General features: G+C 46.2%; 23 protein-coding genes. 11 read left to right on the top strand and 12 right to left on the bottom strand.

Features of this window, described 5'->3' with window-relative positions; translation table 11 throughout:
- Positions 1–21: 21 nt before the first annotated feature.
- Positions 22–1,188, top strand: coding sequence for a BamA/TamA family outer membrane protein (locus tag AC1DCV_RS30640; protein ID WP_477026736.1), 1,167 nt, complete (start codon positions 22–24; stop codon positions 1,186–1,188).
- Here AC1DCV_RS30640 and AC1DCV_RS30635 read toward each other — a convergent pair.
- On the bottom strand, positions 1,185–2,201 hold the full coding sequence (locus AC1DCV_RS30635) for a zinc-dependent alcohol dehydrogenase family protein (RefSeq protein WP_477026735.1): 1,017 nt from the start codon (positions 2,199–2,201) through the stop codon (positions 1,185–1,187). The two genes, AC1DCV_RS30640 and AC1DCV_RS30635, sit on opposite strands and share 4 nt — an antisense overlap.
- A gap of 118 nt (positions 2,202–2,319) precedes the next feature.
- Here AC1DCV_RS30635 and AC1DCV_RS30630 point away from each other — a divergent pair, with 118 nt between their 5' ends.
- Entirely contained in the window at positions 2,320–2,688 is a 369-nt protein-coding gene (locus AC1DCV_RS30630) for a winged helix-turn-helix transcriptional regulator (protein WP_477026734.1), read from the top strand.
- A 20-nt stretch (positions 2,689–2,708) separates the two neighbouring features.
- Here the strand turns inward: AC1DCV_RS30630 and AC1DCV_RS30625 are convergent, their stop codons facing one another.
- The 4 genes from AC1DCV_RS30625 to AC1DCV_RS30610 all read right to left on the bottom strand — a co-directional run bounded on the left by AC1DCV_RS30625 (position 2,709) and on the right by AC1DCV_RS30610 (position 6,211).
- Positions 2,709–3,194: a hypothetical protein gene (locus tag AC1DCV_RS30625; protein WP_477026733.1), complete on the bottom strand. Its 486-nt coding sequence runs from the start codon at positions 3,192–3,194 to the stop codon at positions 2,709–2,711.
- A 36-nt stretch (positions 3,195–3,230) separates the two neighbouring features.
- On the bottom strand, positions 3,231–4,328 hold the full coding sequence (locus AC1DCV_RS30620) for an AI-2E family transporter (RefSeq protein ID WP_477026732.1): 1,098 nt from the start codon (positions 4,326–4,328) through the stop codon (positions 3,231–3,233).
- A 70-nt stretch (positions 4,329–4,398) separates the two neighbouring features.
- A complete protein-coding gene (locus tag AC1DCV_RS30615; protein WP_477026731.1) occupies positions 4,399–4,788 on the bottom strand; it encodes a hypothetical protein in 390 nt (129 codons plus the stop codon).
- Between the two features lies 1 nt (position 4,789).
- Positions 4,790–6,211, bottom strand: a complete 1,422-nt coding sequence (locus tag AC1DCV_RS30610; protein ID WP_477026730.1) for an MFS transporter — start codon at positions 6,209–6,211, stop codon at positions 4,790–4,792.
- A gap of 88 nt (positions 6,212–6,299) precedes the next feature.
- Between AC1DCV_RS30610 and AC1DCV_RS30605 the strand changes: the two genes are divergently transcribed.
- Together AC1DCV_RS30605 and AC1DCV_RS30600 are read left to right on the top strand one after the other, a co-directional pair.
- Complete coding sequence (locus AC1DCV_RS30605; RefSeq protein ID WP_477026729.1) at positions 6,300–7,166, top strand: AraC family transcriptional regulator; 867 nt, start codon at positions 6,300–6,302, stop codon at positions 7,164–7,166.
- A 138-nt stretch (positions 7,167–7,304) separates the two neighbouring features.
- The gene (locus AC1DCV_RS30600; RefSeq protein ID WP_477026728.1) at positions 7,305–9,707 is read left to right on the top strand and encodes an ABC transporter permease; all 2,403 of its coding nucleotides are present in this window, start codon (positions 7,305–7,307) and stop codon (positions 9,705–9,707) included.
- On the opposite strand, the gene AC1DCV_RS30595 is transcribed toward AC1DCV_RS30600, so the two are convergent.
- Positions 9,699–10,082 carry a hypothetical protein gene (locus tag AC1DCV_RS30595; RefSeq protein WP_477026727.1) on the bottom strand — a complete coding sequence of 128 codons (384 nt, stop codon included), beginning with the start codon at positions 10,080–10,082 and terminating at the stop codon, positions 9,699–9,701. The genes AC1DCV_RS30600 and AC1DCV_RS30595 overlap by 9 nt on opposite strands.
- Before the next feature lie 184 nt (positions 10,083–10,266).
- Positions 10,267–10,545: an RNA polymerase sigma factor gene (locus AC1DCV_RS30590; protein WP_477026726.1), complete on the bottom strand. Its 279-nt coding sequence runs from the start codon at positions 10,543–10,545 to the stop codon at positions 10,267–10,269.
- Positions 10,546–10,706: 161 nt separating this feature from the next.
- Between AC1DCV_RS30590 and AC1DCV_RS30585 the strand changes: the two genes are divergently transcribed.
- Positions 10,707–11,276: a Crp/Fnr family transcriptional regulator gene (locus tag AC1DCV_RS30585; protein WP_477026725.1), complete on the top strand. Its 570-nt coding sequence runs from the start codon at positions 10,707–10,709 to the stop codon at positions 11,274–11,276.
- 5 nt (positions 11,277–11,281) lie between these two features.
- On the opposite strand, the gene AC1DCV_RS30580 is transcribed toward AC1DCV_RS30585, so the two are convergent.
- Positions 11,282–11,755, bottom strand: a complete 474-nt coding sequence (locus tag AC1DCV_RS30580) for a hypothetical protein (RefSeq protein ID WP_477026724.1) — start codon at positions 11,753–11,755, stop codon at positions 11,282–11,284.
- 107 nt (positions 11,756–11,862) lie between these two features.
- On the opposite strand from AC1DCV_RS30580, the gene AC1DCV_RS30575 reads away from it, so the two are divergent.
- Positions 11,863–12,306: a hypothetical protein gene (locus AC1DCV_RS30575; RefSeq protein WP_477026723.1), complete on the top strand. Its 444-nt coding sequence runs from the start codon at positions 11,863–11,865 to the stop codon at positions 12,304–12,306.
- A gap of 59 nt (positions 12,307–12,365) precedes the next feature.
- Here the strand turns inward: AC1DCV_RS30575 and AC1DCV_RS30570 are convergent, their stop codons facing one another.
- Both AC1DCV_RS30570 and AC1DCV_RS30565 read right to left on the bottom strand, forming a co-directional pair.
- Positions 12,366–12,578, bottom strand: a complete 213-nt coding sequence (locus tag AC1DCV_RS30570; protein ID WP_477026722.1) for a hypothetical protein — start codon at positions 12,576–12,578, stop codon at positions 12,366–12,368.
- Positions 12,579–12,679: 101 nt separating this feature from the next.
- Positions 12,680–15,043 (bottom strand): ABC transporter permease, encoded by a 2,364-nt coding sequence (locus AC1DCV_RS30565; RefSeq protein ID WP_477026721.1) that lies wholly within the window; start codon positions 15,041–15,043, stop codon positions 12,680–12,682.
- A gap of 232 nt (positions 15,044–15,275) precedes the next feature.
- Between AC1DCV_RS30565 and AC1DCV_RS30560 the strand changes: the two genes are divergently transcribed.
- Positions 15,276–15,920, top strand: coding sequence for a DUF2306 domain-containing protein (locus AC1DCV_RS30560; RefSeq protein ID WP_477026720.1), 645 nt, complete (start codon positions 15,276–15,278; stop codon positions 15,918–15,920).
- Between the two features lie 13 nt (positions 15,921–15,933).
- Here AC1DCV_RS30560 and AC1DCV_RS30555 read toward each other — a convergent pair whose 3' ends face one another.
- Positions 15,934–16,419 carry a phosphatase domain-containing putative toxin gene (locus tag AC1DCV_RS30555; RefSeq protein ID WP_477026719.1) on the bottom strand — a complete coding sequence of 162 codons (486 nt, stop codon included), beginning with the start codon at positions 16,417–16,419 and terminating at the stop codon, positions 15,934–15,936.
- Between the two features lie 28 nt (positions 16,420–16,447).
- Here AC1DCV_RS30555 and AC1DCV_RS30550 point away from each other — a divergent pair, with 28 nt between their 5' ends.
- Positions 16,448–16,729, top strand: coding sequence for a hypothetical protein (locus AC1DCV_RS30550; protein ID WP_477026718.1), 282 nt, complete (start codon positions 16,448–16,450; stop codon positions 16,727–16,729).
- On the opposite strand, the gene AC1DCV_RS30545 is transcribed toward AC1DCV_RS30550, so the two are convergent.
- Entirely contained in the window at positions 16,722–17,522 is an 801-nt protein-coding gene (locus AC1DCV_RS30545; protein WP_477026717.1) for a class I SAM-dependent methyltransferase, read from the bottom strand. The two genes, AC1DCV_RS30550 and AC1DCV_RS30545, sit on opposite strands and share 8 nt — an antisense overlap.
- 239 nt (positions 17,523–17,761) lie before the next feature.
- Between AC1DCV_RS30545 and AC1DCV_RS30540 the strand changes: the two genes are divergently transcribed.
- The 3 genes from AC1DCV_RS30540 to AC1DCV_RS30530 all read left to right on the top strand — a co-directional run bounded on the left by AC1DCV_RS30540 (position 17,762) and on the right by AC1DCV_RS30530 (position 20,709).
- Positions 17,762–18,226 carry a GbsR/MarR family transcriptional regulator gene (locus tag AC1DCV_RS30540; RefSeq protein ID WP_477026716.1) on the top strand — a complete coding sequence of 155 codons (465 nt, stop codon included), beginning with the start codon at positions 17,762–17,764 and terminating at the stop codon, positions 18,224–18,226.
- 62 nt (positions 18,227–18,288) lie between these two features.
- A complete protein-coding gene (locus AC1DCV_RS30535) occupies positions 18,289–19,611 on the top strand; it encodes a TolC family protein (protein ID WP_477026715.1) in 1,323 nt (440 codons plus the stop codon).
- Between the two features lie 6 nt (positions 19,612–19,617).
- Positions 19,618–20,709, top strand: a complete 1,092-nt coding sequence (locus AC1DCV_RS30530) for an efflux RND transporter periplasmic adaptor subunit (protein ID WP_477026714.1) — start codon at positions 19,618–19,620, stop codon at positions 20,707–20,709.

Raw genomic sequence — 20,709 nt, 5'->3', positions numbered from 1 at the left:
TGGTCTTTTAAATTTCTGACCGTGATCCATACTCCAAAATATCCATATCGCCCCTTCCTGCTTACCCTGTTGTTGATCTGTATCTATTTCCCATCCAAGGCTCAAACAGACACCACTTACACTACAGATACCATCCACAGGAAGGCACTTTCTAAATTTGATCGCTTCAACAAAAAGGCAGAAACCCTTTTTAAGATCATCCCGGTGCCACTCTACTCCTATACAACAGAAGCGGGGCATATTTTCGGGCTGGCAAAATATAACCTGTTACATTTTTCTAAAAAAGATACCATCTCCAAACCTTCCAGGTTATCGGAAGTCTTTACCCTATCCACCAATGGCCGCATCAATGCTTCTGTTTCTACCGAAATGGTGCTGAAGGAAAACAAGTATGTGATCATGGCCTATATCAATTACAAAAAGCAACCGGAATTTATTTACGGTATTGGCAAAGATATCTCTAAAAATATTTTCGAAGAAGTGCAGTACAGCCGTTTCCAGTTCTCTGCCACAGCGTTGCAGCAATGGTTTAAAAACTTTTATGCCGGGGCTGCTGTCACAGTATCGGATTACTTCAGCATACAACCGGATAGCAACAGCTTCCTGATCCGGGACAATGTACCTGGGCTGAAAGGTGGACTGACAGTAGGTGTTGGTCTTTCTACGGCCTACGACAGCCGGGATAGCCGTTACAATCCTTCGAAAGGGGCATATGCTATTGGCACGCTGCTGTTTCATCCGGCCTTCCTGGGCAGCGCCTACCAGTTTACCCGGCTCGATATAGATCTGCGTAAATATTTCCATCCCTGGCTGAAACATGTGATCGCCTTACAGGCTACCACTACCTATACTGAAGGAGATGTACCTTTTTATGAGTTGGCAGCAATGGGAGGCGACAACAAAATGCGGGGTTACTACATGGGCGCCTACCGGGATAATGTATTGGTAGATGCCCAGGTAGAATATCGCGCCCCTATCTGGAACATTTTTGGTGCCACTGCCTGGGCGGGTACCGGCCGCGTAGCCAACAGCTACAGCGACTTATCGCTCGATAGCTTCCACCTTTCCTATGGCCTCGGACTACGTATCCGTGTGGACAGTAAAAATAATACCAACCTACGTTTCGATATGGGCTTCGGTCCTGGTGGCTGGCAGGGATTCTATATTAATTTCGCCGAAGCATTCTAAAGCGCAGTATGATCAATCAGCACTTTGCCAAAGTATTTGCCCTGCATATAGTAAGTAAATGCGTCTGCTGCTTCGTTGAAATGGAAAACGCGATCTATCACCGGCTTTACCTTATTTACGGTGATGACTTTGCTCATTTCTATAAACTGCGCCTTACTGCCGATGGCCACGGGTCTTACGTTTACCATGCCGTACAGGATAAGGTTAATGTTAAATAACGTAGGTTCGTTCGCCACACTGCCAATCATAGCTACTTCTCCATTCATAGCTGCGGAGCGGATTGATTTTTCTGCAGTACCTGCACCACCTACTTCTACCACATGATCTACACCCTGACCACCCGTCAGCTCACGTACTGCCAGGTGCCAGTCGGGTTGTGTCACATAATTAATGACTTCATCTGCGCCGAGGGCTTTCAATTTTGCTGCTTTTTCTTCCCCGGAAGTAGTAGCTATAACGCGGGCGCCTGCTGCTTTAGCCAGTTGTAATGCAAATAATGACACGCCACCGGAACCCAGTGTCAGCACTGTTTCACCAGCTACCAGTCCGCGACCGCCTGTAAGTGCGTTCCAGGCAGTTAAGCCGGCACAGGGCAATGCTGCTGCTTCTATATAAGATAAGTGAGGAGGTATCTGCAACACGGCATTTTCCGGTAGCACCGCATATTGGGTTAACATACCGTTCATCGATCCGCCCAGCTGTGCGGCATATTCTAAAGCAAAAGGGCCATCTACCCAGTCGGGGAACACCTGTCCCATAACGCGATCACCAATTTTTACCCTGGTAACAGCATCGCCAATCCCCACTACTTCTCCGGCCCCATCGCATAGCGGTATCACATCCGGCCTTACAGGTAACGGATAAAATCCTTTCAGGATCATGATTTCACGATAGTTGAGTGAGCTGGCTTTCACCTGGATCAGCACTTCGTTGGGGCCAGGAGTTGGTATCTGATGTTCTTTCAGGGTAAGTCCGGATAATCCTGCACCTAAGTTTACATGGTAGCTTTTCATAAATACTTTTTTTATCGTATATCCATTACGGATATGAATACAAATGTCCGTTGGGATCTTTACTTTTACAATAACGAACAAAAATGTTCGGGTCTGGTGAAAACGTAAAAAGTGCCCTATGAGAAAGCTACAATCTACCAATTTTGAAAACAGGCAGAAGATCATTGCCGCCTGCCCCATCTCTTATACACTGGCGCTCATTGAAGGGCGGTGGAAGCCGATGATATTGCATCAGCTGTTTTCCGGTGTTTGCCGGTACGGTGAAATCAAGAAAGCCATTCCTATTATTACAGAGCGGATGCTGACAGCAGAGTTAAAGGAACTGGAGCTGCGGGAGCTGCTGCATCGCATCCCTTATGAGGAGGCAACGCTGAAAGTAGAATATCGTTTAACAGAACGCGGCGAATCTCTCCGGACGGTATTTCAACAATTGTGGCAGTGGGGTAAATCGGATAAAGCGGTACATGCACCGGCGCTTGTGAAGTAATCGTGTCACTGGCTGGGTGGTTATTCGTCTTCCCCGGCTAATTTCTTCAACTGCTGCTGGTAGTCATATTGCAGGTCTTCGTGCTGCCCGGCAATCACCTTCCCGATTTTTTTCAGTTGTTGCTCATAGAGGTTATTTAATTGAACACTATAGGAAGATAACAGACCTGCCAATTTCATTTTAGTACAGAAATAGATCAGGAGTTCTGCTTCGGCTTGTTTGGAGCCGGTATAGCGTATATGCTTATTCGTTATACGCAGTATTTTTCTCAACCGCTTTTTAGCATGGTATAATTTATCGCCGGCCATTTCTGCAAACCCGTTATCTATCTCCGCTTTCACAGATTCCACATATCCTTGTTCGTTATGCGCCTCAAACATCAGATAGGTAAGCAGCTCTTTATTATCATTTTTATATTTGGCCAGTCGCAGGCACAGGGCCGCCAGTTCTGCCGGCGCCAGTGTATTCAGTTCTTTTTTTATTTCGCTGATAGTAGCAGCTTTCATAATTTATGGATCGGATGATTTCCGCGAAGTTACTATCTATTCTGCAGCATGCACTGTCTCTTTACGTTCTGTACCATCTTTACGTTCCAGCCAGGAATTGAAGATAGTATAGAAAACTGCCACAATAATGGCGCCTTTGAACATGCCCGTAAAGCCCCAGGCAGCCACGCCACCTATTACCCCTATAAACAACACCAGGAAAGGTAGTTTGCCACTTCTGGCTATCAGCACGGGTTTCAGGATAGCTTCTCCTATCAGGATACCGGCGCCGTAAATGGCCAGGAAGATGGTCATGCCCGGATGCCCCTGTGTGGCCATCCAGATGGTCAGCGGCACCCAAACCACGAGGGGTCCTATTTGTATCACCACCAGGAAAAATATCAGGGCTGCCAGTCCCAATGCGAATGGAATGCCTGCAATAGTGAGTCCTATCCAGGCTACCACGGCAGTTATAAATGCAGTACCCATTACACCGATAGATACCCCTTTCACTGCCATGGTGGTGGCATTCAGCAGATCGGCACCATCTTTACGGCCCAGCAGATGCTGTGCTGCCGCCCTGATAGGCCTGACTGCCTTTTCGCCGCCGACCAGGAAAAAGGCAGAAATGATGATGCCAATGATCAGTTGTACGGCTGTTCCCAAAATACCAGCCCCGCTGCTTACCACATGATTCAACACCATCCTCACGGGCTGTTCATGTGTATTCAAAGCTTCCTTAGGGCTTTCCTGCAAATGCTGCCAGAATGCATTGATTTCTGCTCCTACATAAGGTAAATTTACCACCCAGGCCGGTAGTGGCGGCAGTCCGTTCTCCCGTACATCCTTTATCCAATGCAGCGAATCCCGTATATGCGAGCTCATCTCCGCAATAATATAAGTAACTGGTAAAGCAATGATAGCCACCAGCACAATGGCGTATATAGTAGCCGTCAGTTTCCGCCGGCCCCCAAACCAACGTACCATCTTCTCAAACAGCGGATGAAAAGAAACAGAGAAGATCAGTGCAAAGGTGAGCACCCCAAAAAATAAGTGCAATACCTGGTAGAGTGCCAGCAGCAACGCCAGCAATAGTAACAGTACCAGGATGGACTCAATCATATTTCTCGAAGCTGGCCGGAGGTGATTGTTCATACCGCGATTTTTTAAACAAGGAATGGGCTTACTTCATAAATATAAGATTCCTTATTTAGTTAACCGGCAACTATATCCAGGTTTCCTGCAAATGCCGCCACTGTAGGTTGTTATCTTCTCCCGAAATAAATAATACACTGGACATTCTGTTGTTGATAATGCCCGCTGCCTTCTGTGTTTCCCGGTAGGTGATCACCACCACCTCCTCTGTTATAAAACGGGTGATTACCTCCGTAGCCGCCGTCACAAAATCCGGCCGCTTACCATATACCGATGGCAGCCATGCTGCCAGGTCGGCGTATGTTTTCACACTGCCATCCGGCGCTACCATGCTAAAGTCCGGGTGCAGGCGTTGTAATACTTCATGCGTCGCATCGGCAGGAATAGTACCTCTGAACCATTTGCTGATAGCATCATTAAAATCATGAATCTCCTGTTGTGCGCGTGTGTTAAAATCCATTTTATATTTTTATTTTATTAAGCCGAAGTGTTAGTGCAAATGCCAGCAGATATACGCCTGTCAGGCAACTCAGCGCCACCACAAAAGCAGCGCTGAAAGAACCGTTGCTACCCAGCACACTGAAAAATATAGTGCCTATAACGGCAACGCCTACTGCGCTGCCCATTTGTATGGCCGTACTGACCACACCTGCCGCCATACCAGCTTTTTCCTTCATTACCGGCGCGAGGGTAATACGTACCAGCGATGGCAACACAATGCCATGGCCTATTCCCGCCAGCAACAACCCACTATACAATAAAATTCCAGGAATTGCCTGCAGAGAGATACTTACTATGACCATCCCAAAACCCAACGCCAGCAAGGCCAGCGCCAATAATACAATAGCATTGCCCAGGCGCCGCGCCAGCAAGGAACTGCTAAACGGCCCAAGGAAGAATCCGGCGGCATAAGGTAATACCGCCATGCCGGCCCGCAGCACATCGTATTGCAACCCATTCTGCAGGTATACCGGGTACACCATGAAAAAAGCGGCAGTAGTATTAAATAGAAAGATGATACCCAACCCGGTCACAAAGTGCTGGTCGCGGAATAACGCCAGGTCTACCAACGGATCTTTATACCGCGACACCGCTCTTTTTTCCGTGCGTATAAATAGCCACAACACCGGCACAGCCATGCCCATAGCGACAAACACCCACCATGGCCAGCCGGCCTCTCTCCCTGCAATGAGTGGATAAATCAACAGAAACAGCACCCCTGAAATCAGGAACATCCCCGGAATATCCAGTGCCGGCCGTTTAGAATTGCGTGTTTCCGGCAATACAAAAAAGGCCAGCAATATGGTGAGCAGCCCCACCGGTATATTGATCATAAACACCGATTCCCAGGTAAATCCAAATGGCTTTACACGCATCAGCACTCCACCCAACAACTGCCCTGCAATAGATGCCAGACCGAAAGTAGCGCCGAAAAGTCCCATCGCCTTCGCCTGTTCTGCGGGGGGAAAAATAATCCGGATAGAAGACAGTACCTGCGGCGCAAGCACCGCCGCAGCCATGCCCTGTACCGTCCGCGCTGCTATCAGCAGGTGAATATTGGACGACACACCACATGCCGCAGAAGATATCGTAAACAACAGCATACCTCCGACAAACATCCGTTTTCTGCCGTAAATATCTCCCAGTCGCCCACCCGTTACCACCAGCACTGCATAGGTAGCCCCATAAGCCACCACCACAAATTGCAACTGCCCGGCACTGGCATGTAACCCCGCTTTAATGGCCGGCAGCGCTACATTTACAATAAAGAAATCCAATGGCGATAAAAATGCGCCCATCAACAACACCACCAAAGCCTGCCATCTCCGGGGATAAGCCTCCACCGCCGGTGTTGACGGCACCTCTCTTAATATTGTATCCATACCCTCTGTTGATTTATAAGTGCAAAGGACGACCAGACCACTGGAAAATAAATTGTACGCTGAGAGGTTTGTACTGTACTTTTGCAGGATGGCAACAAAAGACATGGGACGACCCATTGAGATCTTATTGCAGGAAAAAGAAGCGTCGCTGTATGCACCGAGAAATCGTCATTTTTTTGAGCTTATATACATACAGGAAGGGAAAGGCATACAATGGGTGAATGGCAATACGTATAAGTATAATAAGGGTAAAATATTTTTCCTGATTCCGGAAGACAAACACAAACTTTACATGGAAACACGCACCCGGTTTGTGTCTATTCGTTTTTCGGAAGGGTCGTTACTGCAACTGAAAAATGAAGCGGAACAAATAGAGTATTGTGACTGGATGAAAAAAACGGAATACATCTTCCATAACTATCATGCAAAAGCAGGCTGTTTATTCAGGGATAAAAATGATGAAACATTTGCACTGGCGCTGATGGAAGGCATGATACGGGAACAACAACAGCAAGGCACCGGCTATTTACTCATCATCCGGCAATCTGTTACCATCCTGTTTAACCTCATTGCCCGCAACCTGCTGATGGCGGAAGCCGCCGACCCCGTGCAAAAAAACAGCAAGCCCTCTGTGATGAAAATCATCAGCTATCTGCAACAATATATTCATCAGCCGGCATTATTGAAAATGCCGGTAATCGCACAAACGTTTAATATATCTGTCAATTATCTCGGTGAATATTTTTCCAAAAACTATGGTAAAAGTATACAGGAATACCTGATAGATTACAAACTCAAATTAATTGAAACCCGGTTGTTGTACAGTGATATGCGCATCAACGAAATAGCCGCAGAGATGAACTTTACCGATGAAAGCCATCTTTCCAGGATCTTTAAAAGATACCGCGGCATGACCCCGGGCATCTACCGGAAGAAACACCGGCAGGTGGTGTAGAGAATCCGATACCGGACAAAAGTGTTCGAAAACGGACATTCCCGGTAAACAGTCTTCGCCCAAACATACGTTGGCAGCGGCATTGTTATATGGCAGCTTTCTTGTAACCAGGAAGCCAGCCAATTAAACGAAGTAAGCATGTTCAAAAACTATCTGAAAATCGCCTGGCGCAATCTCAGGAAAGACAAATTTTACACCGTCATCAATATCCTGGGCCTGGCCATGGCTACGGCGGCGTTCCTGTTTATCGTCAACTACGTGAGGTTTGAATATAGCTATGAAAATTTTTACAAAAAAACAGATGATCTTTATCGCATTACACTGGACAACTACAAAGGGAATGAATATATAACAACTGATTGTGAAACCCATCCGGCATTGGGGCCTACCATCAAAAAACAAATGCCGGAAGTAGTGGACTTTGTACGGGTAGAGCATATGGAAGAAATTCCCACCGTAAAATCCAATGGAAAAGTTTTCAAGATAGATAATGCATATGCAGTGGACCCCTCTATGTTCACTGTTTTCAATTACGATTTTATAGAAGGCAATGCCGCCACAGCACTGACAGCCCCAATGCAGGCCGTCATCACGCAATCACTGTCCCAGCGCATGTTTGGCCATGAAACCGCAGTGGGCAGGTTATTACAGGATGGTGACTGGACTTATACCATCACCAGCGTAATAAAAGATATACCTTCCAATACCCATTTAAAGTTTGATCTGCTTATATCCTTCACTTCTTTAATCAGCCGGGGTATCGACATGCAAGGTTGGAATGGCAATAATAATTATACTTACGTGCAATTGGTACCGCATGCCGATCTTGCTGCATTTAATAAAAAGCTGCTGCAACTCTCCAAAGAAAAACTGAGGATGGATAGGTATAAGGCGGAACCTATGAAAGATATCCACCTTCTTTCGCATAAATCTTTTGAACCCGAAGAAAACGGTGATCTGAAAACAGTGCAGTTCATGCTGGTGATTGCCATACTGGTATTACTGGTAGGTTCTGTTAACTACATAAATCTCACCACCGCACGGGCTGCCGACAGAACAAAAGAAACCGGTATGCGCAAAGCGCTGGGCTCCTCCCGGATTTCGCTGGTGAAACAATTCATGACAGAAACCATCCTGATAAATCTACTATCGCTGGTCCTGGCATTAGTGCTGATAGAGGTATTGCTGCCGGCATATGTGCAACTGACAGGCCGGCCTATTACAGTAGATTTCTTCCATTCTTCCTTTTTCTGGTTCACCACCGCCGCATTATTTGTATTCAACTGTGTGTTATCCGGACTATATCCGGCGCTGGTGTTGTCCGCTGTTAAACCAGTGAGTGTGACCAGGAAATCTTTCACCGCCTCTTCCGGTAGTATTTTATTCAGAAGAATATTGGTAGTGGGACAATTCTCCGCGGCTTTAATTGTATTGTCCGCTTCGCTGATCGTTTTCCGGCAACTCTCTTACATGCGGAGTCAGGATCTGGGACTTAGCACCGATCAGACACTGATACTCAGAGCGCCAAGCGGGCAAGGAAAAATAATGGATTCCATCCGCCGCCAGCAAAGCAATGCTTTCCTCAACAAGGTATCACAACTACCACAGGTAGAAAACATTACGGCCGCAGAAGCAATGCCGGGAGCCAGCTTACATGACCTCTCCACCACCACTGGTGTGAGCCAACTGGGCTCCGACAAAGGTCTTAATTATACTTTCTATGCTTATGGAGTAGATGAAAATTTCCTCCCGGTAATGAATATAAAAATGCTGGCAGGAAATAATTTCAGAGCAGGTGTTCCCAACTATGATGAAATGATTCTCAGCAGAGAAGCCTGTCGCTTGTTCGGCTTCAGCAGTCCCAAGGACGCCATCGGGAAAAAGCTCACCTTGTCCTGGACCAGTTTGGGCTACAGCACCATCATTGGCGTAGTGGAAGATTATCATCAGCAATCATTAAAAGGCGCCATCCTCCCCATGATACACTGGTACCGCAACAATGGAGGCACCTTTTATGCCGCTAAATTAAATACCGCAAATATTAAGCAGACATTGGCGAAAATGCAGTTGCTCTGGCAGGAACAGTATCCCGAATATCCTTTTGAATATCATTTCTTCAATGAATTATTTGACGAACAATACAAAGCCGATCAGCAATTTGGAAAAATCGTGGAAATATTTTCCTTCTTCACCCTGTTCATTACCTGCTTAGGTATATTAGGGCTCACTGCTTACAACATCACCAAACGCAGCAAGGAAATAGGTATCCGCAAAGTGCTGGGCGCATCTATAGGTAGTATTGTAAACCTGTTATCGAAAGATTTTGTTAAACTGGTAGCCATCGCCATCCTCATCGCCACCCCGCTCACCTGGTATATTATGAACCGCTGGCTGCAGGACTACGCCTACCGTATACAAATACAATGGTGGATGTTTGCCATTGCGGGACTACTCACCATGTGCATTGCCCTGCTCACCGTAAGCATACAATCTATCAAAGCCGCCATGGCCAATCCTGTTAAGTCGTTAAAGTCAGATTGATGTTAGCGACAAACGCATAAATTTCACAACCTCTTCATTCACATCTTCCGGCAGTAACATCCGGAAATGATGGTTAAACTGGTGGGCATCGCCCGGTACGGCTGCTATTTTCTGAAAACACAGATTATCTGTATACGCTTTCTTAAACGGGAAAACAATATGCACAAAGCTTTTCCCCAGTTGTGTTACCCAGGCCACGCGCCGGTCATCTATACCTATTCCCAACATAGATTTGGTAGGATACAGATAAACCTTATCCAGTTTTTCATACTGTTCTACAAAGTGATGTAACAGCGCCAGTGTGGCCGGCGTTTTTCCGGCAATGAATGCTTTTACAGCAGGATCTTTGGTCGTATCGAGGATAGAGGTAGACATCTCTTTTTTTGCCCGGGAAGTTAGTAAAAAAATGAATACGCCGGCCTTGAAAGGCCGGCCGTATACGTGTCCCGTCACGAAGTCTACGTAGTGGTTATCACATTTGTAGGTGAAGAGGTCTATGCCACGATACGTAGCCTCGTACCCACATTTACAATATAGGCATCCCTGCCCGTTACCTGTATCAGGTAAGGATAGGCCGGCGCATGTGGTAAGTTGGAATATACCTGCTCCGGGTGAGGATCACTTCATCTGCGACTCCAAATGCTGCAACAGCTCCCTGTCTACTGCTGCTCCCATAAAAAGAAATGATACGGTTGCGGGCCATGGTGAAGAGATAATGTTCCAGGTTTCCCGCTTTTGCCAGCAGGTCGCGGAAAATCCGGATCTTAATAGAGATTTCCTGCGTTATTTCTTCAGCATAGTACTCCGAATGTGTGAGCGACAATATATAGCCGTACAACCAGTTTTGTATTTGTCAAACAACCCGTTAAAAACGTCTGTGTTAATATGTCACACATCTGAAGCCGGCATATAAAATCAATATAGGTTGAAGATAATATTTTTTCAACAGGGTATATCTATGTAAGGAAATCACCTATCTTTCTGATAAAATATTACCCGTTGACAGAACTAGCACAATACATCAATGGTTACTTTGGTGTACCGAAAGAAGAGATCGCCAGCATCACTTCCTTTTTTCAACTCACTACACTGGCAAAAGGAGAATACTTTCTGAGAGCCGGCCGCGTATGTGATAAACTGAGTTTTCATAAATCCGGATTGCTCCGAATCTATGCTACCACAGCAGATAAAGAAATCACACAATGGATTTCCTCCCAGGGATATTTTGTGACGGATCTTGCAGGCATCATCTTCGACAAGCCTTCTAAATGGAACATCGTGGCGTTAGCGGATTGCGAATTTTATACGATCGACAAAAAGGATTATAACAATATAGGACAGCATCTTCCTCAATGGCACCTGTTGGAAAAGCTGTTCATCGCACGTTGTTTTAACCTGATGGAAGACCGCGTCTTTAACCTGCTATCCATGACAGCGGAGCAACGATATAAAGCCATGCAGGAGCAGCACGGCGAGCTGTTCAACCAGGTACCACTGCAATACCTCGCTTCTATGATGGGGATGACACCTGAAACATTAAGCCGGCTGCGAAGAAAAGCACAGTTGTAACACTCTTAAGCTTCAAAGTGTCCTTCATCAATGGGCTTGGGAAGCGGACAATACTCATTTACCCATTGCCGCACCTGATGTTCATCCACATTAAGGGCTGTAAGAAAAATAGAAGTGTCTCTTTTTTTATCCCAGCTTTTAATCATTAAAAAACGTTGATCCTGGGCATCACCACTTGTATTTGCGCATATTGCCACCGTTCGAAAGCTCAGGACCGCGTCCCAGGTCCATACTTGCTTTTGGTAATAAATACCGGTGGCATCAATCTTCATCACGGGTTGATTACGCCATAAGCCTACCCAAAAATGCAAGCTTACAAATAAGAGGCCCCCTGCCATACCTGCTCCTCCAAAAAAAATAAAGGGATAATCAAAGCGGCGAATGTTGCACAGTAAAAGGATCACGCCCAGGGCTGACAATGAACCACAAAGAATAAGATCTACTTTAGGATACTTGATGTGAATAGCGGCTGCGGGCATCAGGAATAAGGTTTTCAGGATTGGGCTTTCAACACTTCCATCGGGTTATGATGTATCTTTACAAATGTAAAGATACACTTTATCACTTCTTCTAAAATACCTGCTACATGAAAACAATCAGGATTTTCGAATACATTGATTTCCTCGACTGCTTTGTAGTGAACCCGGCCTACAAAAAAATGTCCGATTACCTCGGTCTTACAGAATGGAATGAAGTAGTCTGGATAGGTCGTTACTTTGCGTTGGACAACGATAATGGTGAACATTGGTTCGATAACCAGCAACAAAGAGATCAGCTGGAAGCGAAAGCAAAAGAAGTAGGCATTGCCGCCCAGGATTTACTCATCATTGATCCGGATCGGTTTAAGAATAACGTGGATGGCCCCTGTCATACACCAGCAGAAAGAGTGCTCTTCTGGCGGKATGTATTATGGTCGCTGGAACTAAGTAAGGAACTGCTTTTTAGTGAAGCGAGAAAATTCAATGCAGAAAGAGCCGGGGAAGACGACTTCATCGAAGACCTGGAAAGCAGAATACGTGAATATGCCTGAGGCATATGTCCTGCAATTTCAGCATAGGAGTCCGAAACTGCAGGACATCTGCCTATCGGCTAATCTTTTTTCTTACCGGCCACCAGCAACACCACACCTGCCACTGCCACCAATCCACCCGCATAGGTAGGCCAGCCAATCCACTTATTCTCTTTCTTATTAATTTCAACAGGACCTATATCAACCACTTTCTTTTCTGTTTGAACAGAGAATCCTCTGAAAACGATCATTGCGATACCCGCAACAATCAGGATGATGCCAAGTACTTTCATAATCAGTATGTTTACCAACATACCGGCAATCCACGTGCCATAGCCAGTAGGGCCTATTTCAGCAAATTCCGTGGAATTAGCACCCCAAAAGCAGGCAGCCCTTACTCTGACTTCAGGCTTTTCACGGGATTCGCCAGCGCCGCCCGGATGCTCTGGAAACTAACGGTCAGCAAAGCGATGAAGATAGTTACCGCGCCGGCCAGTCCAAAGATCCACCAGTCCAGGTCAACCTTATATGCAAAATGTTTCAGCCACTGACTCATTGCAAACCAGGCCAGCGGAAAAGCAATCGCCATACTAAGTAGCACCGGCTGCAGGAAGCTGGAAGAAAGCAATACAAAAATGTTAGATTCAGAAGCACCCAACACTTTTCTTACACCGATTTCTTTGGTGCGTTGTGCTGCGGTAAACATGGCCAATCCAAACAAACCAAGACAGGAAATGAAAATCGCCAGGAAAGCAAAGTAGTTACATAGTTGGCTCACCATCTCTTCACTCTTATACAACCTCGTATATTCCTGATCAGAAAACTGGTAGGTAAAAGGAAAGTTAGGATTCACATTTTTACAAATACCTGCCAGACCTGCCAGCACCGCCTTTGTTTTACCGGCTTCTGTACGCACCAGGATGTTGCCCCATTTAGGACGTTCGTCCAAACGAATCACCAGTGGTGCTATCGCCTCATGCATGGAAGTGAAGTGGAAGTCTTTCAGTACCCCTATAATTCTTCCCTGCACATTTCCCAGCGTAAAGGGTTGTCCTATCGGATTGGTATACCCGATTTTTTTTATGGCCGCCTCATTGAGAATATAACTTCCTGAGTCATTGCCAAAATCCCTTGAAAAATCGCGCCCATCCAGCATTTGCAGTTGCATTGTTTTTACGAAATCGTAGCCTACTGCTGCATCCGCAAAGGAAACTTCCTGATCAGGAGCCTTACCCGTCCAGTTGATGCCACCTTTATGATGTTCAATCACCGTGGGGTTTTCTTTCATTTTAGATATCGCCAGTACACCGGGTAAGTTGCTAGCCTGCTCTTTAAATACATCGTATTTGCTGATCAGCTCTCCTTCAATGGGGATGTAGAGAAGGTTCTGCCGGTCGTAACCCAGATTCTTCGTTTGTATATAATCCATTTGCCGGTAGATCACCATCATGCCTACTATAAGTGCAATAGACAATGTAAACTGAAATACCACCAGTCCTTTACGAAAATAAGTAGCGCCATTACTGAATTTCAAACCTCCTTTCAATACCCTCGTTGGATTCAGGGAAGATAAAAACAGGGCAGGATAGCTACCTGCTACAAAGCCTGTCAGTAGTAGCAGTCCGGCTAAAGTACCCCAGAAAGCAACACTGTCAAATGGTATGGAGAGTTGTTTTCCGCTCAGCTGATTAAATGCAGGTATTAGCAAGACGGCTATCAATACGGCAATTACCGTTGCAATGGCCGCCAATAACATGGCCTCTCCAATGAACTGGGTAATCAATACACCGCGCCTTGCTCCCACCACTTTTCTCACGCCTACTTCCTTCGCTCTTTTGGCGGAGTAGGCAGTAGCCAGGTTCATAAAGTTAATACAGGCAATCAACAGGATAAAGATAACCAGCAGTGTAAACATCTTTACGTAGGAAATCCGGCCCCCCGCAGGTTGTCCATCTTCAAACATGCTATGCAGGTACTTTTCGCTGTACCGTTGCAAGCCCAGCTCCGTAGAGGACTCCTTGTTCTTGGGCTGATAGTTGTAAACGAAATCTTTTATTTTGGCTGCTACTTTATCTCTGTCTGCCCGGGCACGGAGTTGTATATACGTAGCAGGACTAAAACTGCCCCAGGTTTTTGCCCACGCATTAGATTTTACAAAATCATCCCAGGTACGGAGAAAATCAAATTGCTGGGAAGAAGTGGCAGGCACTTCAAATACCGCGCTAACAGCCAGGCTGGTGGTATCTTCATACCGGATCACCTGTCCTATCGCTTTTTCCGGGCTGCCAAAAAACAATTCGGCCATATGCCTGGAAATGGCAATGGTACCGGGTTTACTCAGCGCAGTTTCTTTTGTCCCCTGCAATAAGGGGTAGCTAAACATCCGGAGAAAGTCGGCCCCGGCATAACCACCCGCCATTTTCAATACTTTATCATTTGCCTGGAAAGCAACCGGTGGATAGAATTGTATTCCGCTGGCATACGCCACTTCCGGCACCTCTTTTTTCAACGCCTCCGCCAATGGGCCCTGTGTAAGATAGCCTCCGTCTACTTTACCATCATACGATTGCCGTATGTATACCTGGTACAGGTAATCATCATTTGCATGAAATTGATCCATGCTTCTTTCGTCCTGTATCCATAGTATCATTAACAGGCTGCAGGTCACCCCGAGGGCGAGTCCCATGATATTAATAGTAGAAAAAGTTTTGTTACGGATCAGATTACGCCAGGCAATCCGGAAATAATTTCTTATCATGACAGTAAGTATCAGCTATCCGAAGGTCGTAAAAAGTATGCCACGGTCAGCGGAGATGCAGGTCAACAATTTAAGCAACACTTTTTTATTAATATGTTCGGTTTTGATACAGGGACTGACCGGTAATATCGCGGCTTTTCCCATTCCTGTCGCGGAAAGGCCCCAGCATATAGACTTCTATGCCCTGCTTTTCTGGCAAGTATTACATTTAGGTTCATCATATAGCTGACTTATGAACCGCAAAAGAATAACGTTGCTATTACGTATCGGGGTATTTTTTCTGACTGCTGTTGGCATTGCGATGGTGATCAGAAGAACCCTGGCCATGGCGGGGCTGATCGCTTCATTCAATCCTTCCGGCGCGGCGCCTTTCGATACCGGTTTCAGTCATCATCCGGTACTAACGCTCATGCATATACTACCCGGCATGATGGTGATGTTGCTGGGGCCCTGGCAATTCATGCCAGGGATCCGGGAGCGGTACCTCTCTTTTCACCGCATCAGTGGCAGAATATATGTGGCATGTGCTTACATTGTGGGAATTTCGGCCTTATGTATGCCCTTTATCGTGTTGCCGATTGGTGGTGTTAACGAGGCAGCAGCAAGTATCTTATTCAGTATCTTTTTCCTGGTATCGCTCATTAAAGCCTGCTGGCATATTATTCACAGAAACCTGCCGTTGCACCGGGAGTGGATGATCCGGGCCTTTGCGGTAGGACTGGCTGTAAGTACGGTACGACCTATTATCGTGCTGTTCTTCGCTTTGTCGGGTTTGTCGCCACAGGTGTTTTTCGGGACCGCTTTCTGGATTGGGTTTACGGTGCATGCGATCATAGCGGAAGTATGGATTAATTATACGCGGACGCACCCGCGATGATACCTCTACGCTATTAACTTCTTTCTTTCAACCATTTTACCTGTTCCGCCGTATCTGGCACTTTCAGGCCACGTGCCTTGCTGATCTTTTCTATCAGCTCATCAAACCGGGTGCCTTTTAAAAGTAATACACTCCCCGCAATAATAGATGCTCTGCCTATCCCCATTCTGCAATGAATACAAACAGTGTACCCTGCATCAATAGCAGCCACCAGGGAAGTTATAAATGTTTCTGTATTCTTGCCTGTTGCAGGAACATTCCTATCTGGAATCGGGAAATTGATAAACCGGATACCATGTTTGATGCAATCAGCTTCTTCTCTTTTCAGCTCCAGCTCTTTTATTTCGGCAGGTTCCAGTAAAGACACCAGCACACCTACCTTTTGTTTTTTCAGGCTCATGATTTCGCCCTCCAGCCAATCGTTGCCACGGGGCCGTGGCATAATGCCTAATGCAGCGCCGTTACTGAACTTCTCCAGCCAGTATATTCTTGTTTGCATAATAAAGTGTGAAGTAATTTAGCTATCTATGAAATGGGTATTTTTTAGTGTGCTTGCGCTAGCCATACTGGACGTGGGCCTGGTGCAATACCATATCCGCAAAGGAGATGATGTTTTTGCGCCGGGACTATTGGTAGTAATACTCGTACCGCTGCTGGTATATACCGGAGCATTGGTTTATGTAGCCATAAAAAAAGATCTCCCGGATAAGTGGCCGGTGATGACGCACCTGCTGTTGTTACCCGCTTATCTTTTTTTACTGCTGCATGTTATCTTCTTATTCGTCAATCTGATGAATTACCTTAAATAGTAGCCCTCACCTCTTTCAGCTTCATCACCATCTCTTCTGCGCCTTCATGTACCCAGGCATTATACTCAGCGATCGCGGTTAAACGTGCCGTCTCTGTAATAAAGCCACTGGACACCATTTGCGGACCTCTCAATTCAGCTACTTTAGTCCAGATGCCTACTTTTTCCACGAAGGAGTGGGTTCCTTTTTTATACACTTCATCGGCAGGTAAAGTGGTGATATTGTGAAAGCCCAGCTCTTCGAAGATACCGGGCAGATGATCGGCCATATTGTTGTCCATGCCGGCATCTGCGCGCCAGTCGAGGAATGCCTGATAAAACTGCTGCATGCTCACTGGTGGCGCAGGCGTCCATTCCAACTGGGTATGATTGTAGTCCAGTATAGAAATGATACTGCCGGGTTTCAGCAGGGATTTGAATTTCAGCAGGGCGGCCGCGGGGTTGCTCAACCACTGCAGTACACGGGCTGAAACGATAAGGTCAAATTTTTCGGCAGGATCGTAAGTAAATAAATCCGCTTCTATTAATGTCAGTTGGGGAAGATCGGCGTGATCATCTTTGCCTTTGGCAATCAGATGCGCGCTGCTGTCTATCCCTACCACTGTGCCGGTGTTCCCTACTGCCGCTGCTATGCCGGCAGATATAGCCCCGGTGCCACAGCCAACGTCCAGCACACGCATCCCTTTCTGAAGAACAGGAATCAGCGTGGCATAGCTGTTGGTCAAACTTCTGCTGTCTAAAACACTGCTGTCGCCTGTCGGCATTTTAGCTCTTTCTGTAGCGTTATTGTTCATATGTTTGAGCTTCTTTTTTTACGATATCCAAAGCAATAAGGTAAATAAAAATGTCAAAGGAATAAAAACCAATTTTTCAAATAATCTCTGCGCCATTAAATTTCCAATAGTGTGGGTGGCAAAAAGAAGGATAAACAACTTTTCTCTCCAGCCCTTCACAGACTCCTAAAAATATTTGGTTCTCCCGAAAGAAAACCAAATATCTTTTATACCTTTACTTCCGGACATTAAAAACGATATTGGAAAAATACAGGGCAAAGATAGAACAGCATAGTGCTACCATGGAAGCCATGGGGCTTACACCAGTGGCGGCTAGGGTATTTGTGTACCTGATGCTGAGTGAACAACATCAGGCCACCTTTGAACAAATGGTGGAATACTTTGGAGTGAGTAAAAGCGCCGTTTCCAATGCGCTCAAAATGCTGGAAGCTGTAAAAATGATAGACGCCAAAACCATTGGCGGGCAACGTAAGCGCTATTTTTCTATTAGCATAAAAACAATGTTCAGCGAAGATTACCTGTCTAAAAAGATAAAAGAGTTTTATACTATCCTCGACGACGTAAGAAGTATCCGACAGGCCAATGACGACTTCAACGATGAGCTGGAAGAAATATCAGCGCTATACAAAATGATGCTGTTCGAAATTCCGTTGATCCTGGAAAGATGGAAAAGAACAGTGGAGGAAAAAAAGAAAAACAAGTAACCGTTTTTTTTGTCAACATTAGTTCTTTTAATTCAGAACTAAAAGAAATTCAATTACATAAGATGAAAACAGGTATCCTACTACTATGGTTGGCTATCCATGTCCGGATAGCAACAGGGCAAACTATGCCCGTCAGCAACACGGCTCCGCAATGGACACTCGAAAACTGCCTGGAATACGCCACGGTTCATAACAACCATCTTCTCTCCCAACGCCAGTCTATACAAGCAGCAACGGAGGACCGCAAAGCAGCCACCGCCCAACTACTTCCGGAAATCACCCTGAAAGGATCCGTAGACAACTACTGGAAAATTCCTGTACAGGTATTCCCGGGAGAGCTGGTGGACCAACCTGCCGGCACCTTCGTCCCGGTAAGAATGGGAACACCCTGGATGGGTACCTATGGCGCCGATGCGGACCTCCCGCTACTTGATGTACAAACCTGGCAACGTATGAAACTGGCCCGCTTACAACAACAGGCGCAACAAGGTGACTACAAAGCCCTCTTGCAAACACTGCTGAAAAATGTGCGCATCGCATTTTACAGTGCGCAGCAACAAGCCGAATACGCCAGCGTTACTCAACAACTGTATGAAAACTATCAGCATATTCACGCGCTGATTACCTTACAGTATAATAAAGGGCTGACCGATAAAATAGCGTTTAATCAATCCGCTACCCTCCTGAAAAACCGGGAAGTGGAAAACGGGAAAGCTACTACAGCATTACAACAAAGTTACCTGGACCTGAAATTCTGGATGGGCTTTCCGCTGGAAGACGCTCTCCTGCTCGTACCTGCAGGCCAGCTCCCTCCGCTCGCCCTCAACGGATTTGCGGCACAGCAACTGCCCGACTATGAAGCCGAACAATTAAAAGTAAGCATCGCGCAGCAAAATTATCGGACGGCCTTATCGGCCAGGTACCCGGCACTGCATATAAAAGGTACCTGGGAACAACTGGGCTTTGGCGATAAAAGTAATTTCATCACCCGTTCTCCCTGGTTCTCCGTAGGCTTTGTGGGTTTGCATCTCAGCATGCCCTTATCGTTCGCTAACATCGTCTATAAACCCCGGAGTGAAAAAGCCCGCCGGCAAGCTGCCGAGTCCCAGTTTAAAAACTATACTGCCGAACAGGAAAAGAAATACCAACAAGAAAAATCACTGCTGGAGCAGGCTGCCAGGACCATACAACTACAGCAGGAAAATATCCGGCTGGCAGCAGAAAATGAACAACTCTCCACCCTGAAAATCAACAAAGGCATCATTGATATGATACAGTTGAAAGACGTACAGAAAGAACGCTACGAAGCAGAAGAGCAGTTGAACGAAGCCAGAATGGATTTCTTCAGGCATTACACGGAAATAAATTATTTACAAAACAAATAACCTTGCATGAAAAAGCTTTTAATAATAGCAGGAATAGCTGCCCTGGCCATTGCCTGCAAGAAAAAAAACGCTACTCATACGGTGCAGCAACGCTCGCTGAATGAAGCGGTATATGCATCCGGCGAAATCATGCCACAGGCTTATTATTTTCTGAAATCAAACAGCACAGATCTGCTCCTGCAACTGAAAGTAAAAGAAGGCGATACCGTCAGCAAAAATGAAGTACTGGCCGTTCTCGGCACACCCGGTCAGCTAACGGAGCTGGATATACGCCACAGCCAGGTGGCACTCGCCGGCAGCAATGCGGCCGATGGATCCGCCCCGCTGAATGAGTTGAAAGAAAAGATCGCACAGGCACAACAACAATATGAACAGGATGCCGTCAATGCAGCACGGTATACAGATCTTGCCAAAGATAAAGCCGTGTCTGAAAAAGACGCCGAACAAAAAAGACTGGATGCCGCTAACAGTCTGCGTAACTACCAATCCTTACAACAACGATACCTCACACAAAAAAATGAACTGACAGATAAGCTCCTGCAAAGCCGCCAGCAGTTTGCTGCCAGTCAGCAGGTCAGAGAAGGGAAAGTACTGAAAAGTCCGGTGGATGGCAGCGTGTTTAAAGTGTATCCAAAAGAAGGGGAACTGGTCGAACTCAATAGTCCTGTTCTCCTCGTAGGTCTCCCCGGAAAATTTAAACTGGAATTACTGGTAGATGAACGCGATATCAGCAAAATTAAACCCGGGCAAAAAGTATATTTCGAAACCGATGTATATCCCGGCAAACAGTTTACCGCCAGCATCGATAAAATTATTCCGGTACTCCAGAAAGAAAGCAGGAGCTTCCAGGTAGAAGCCGCCGTGCAGGATAGCAACACCTTCTACCCACAATCTTCTGTAGAAGCCAATATCGTTATCCGGGAAAACATCACCGCCTTAATGATACCATCAGAATACCTGCTAAAGGGCGACAGCGTATACCTGCAACAAGGAAAAGTACTACAAAAAACCGCCATCAGCACCCGCGCCAAGAACGGCGACTGGGTAGAGGTTACTGCCGGATTACGTGCCGGAGACATCATCGCTAAAAAAGAGTAA

The sequence above is a fragment of the Chitinophaga sp. 10T418 genome, assembly GCF_056394125.1.
The sequence above is the reverse complement of the archived record's forward strand: the minus strand, read 5'-3'. Positions and strand labels throughout refer to the sequence as shown.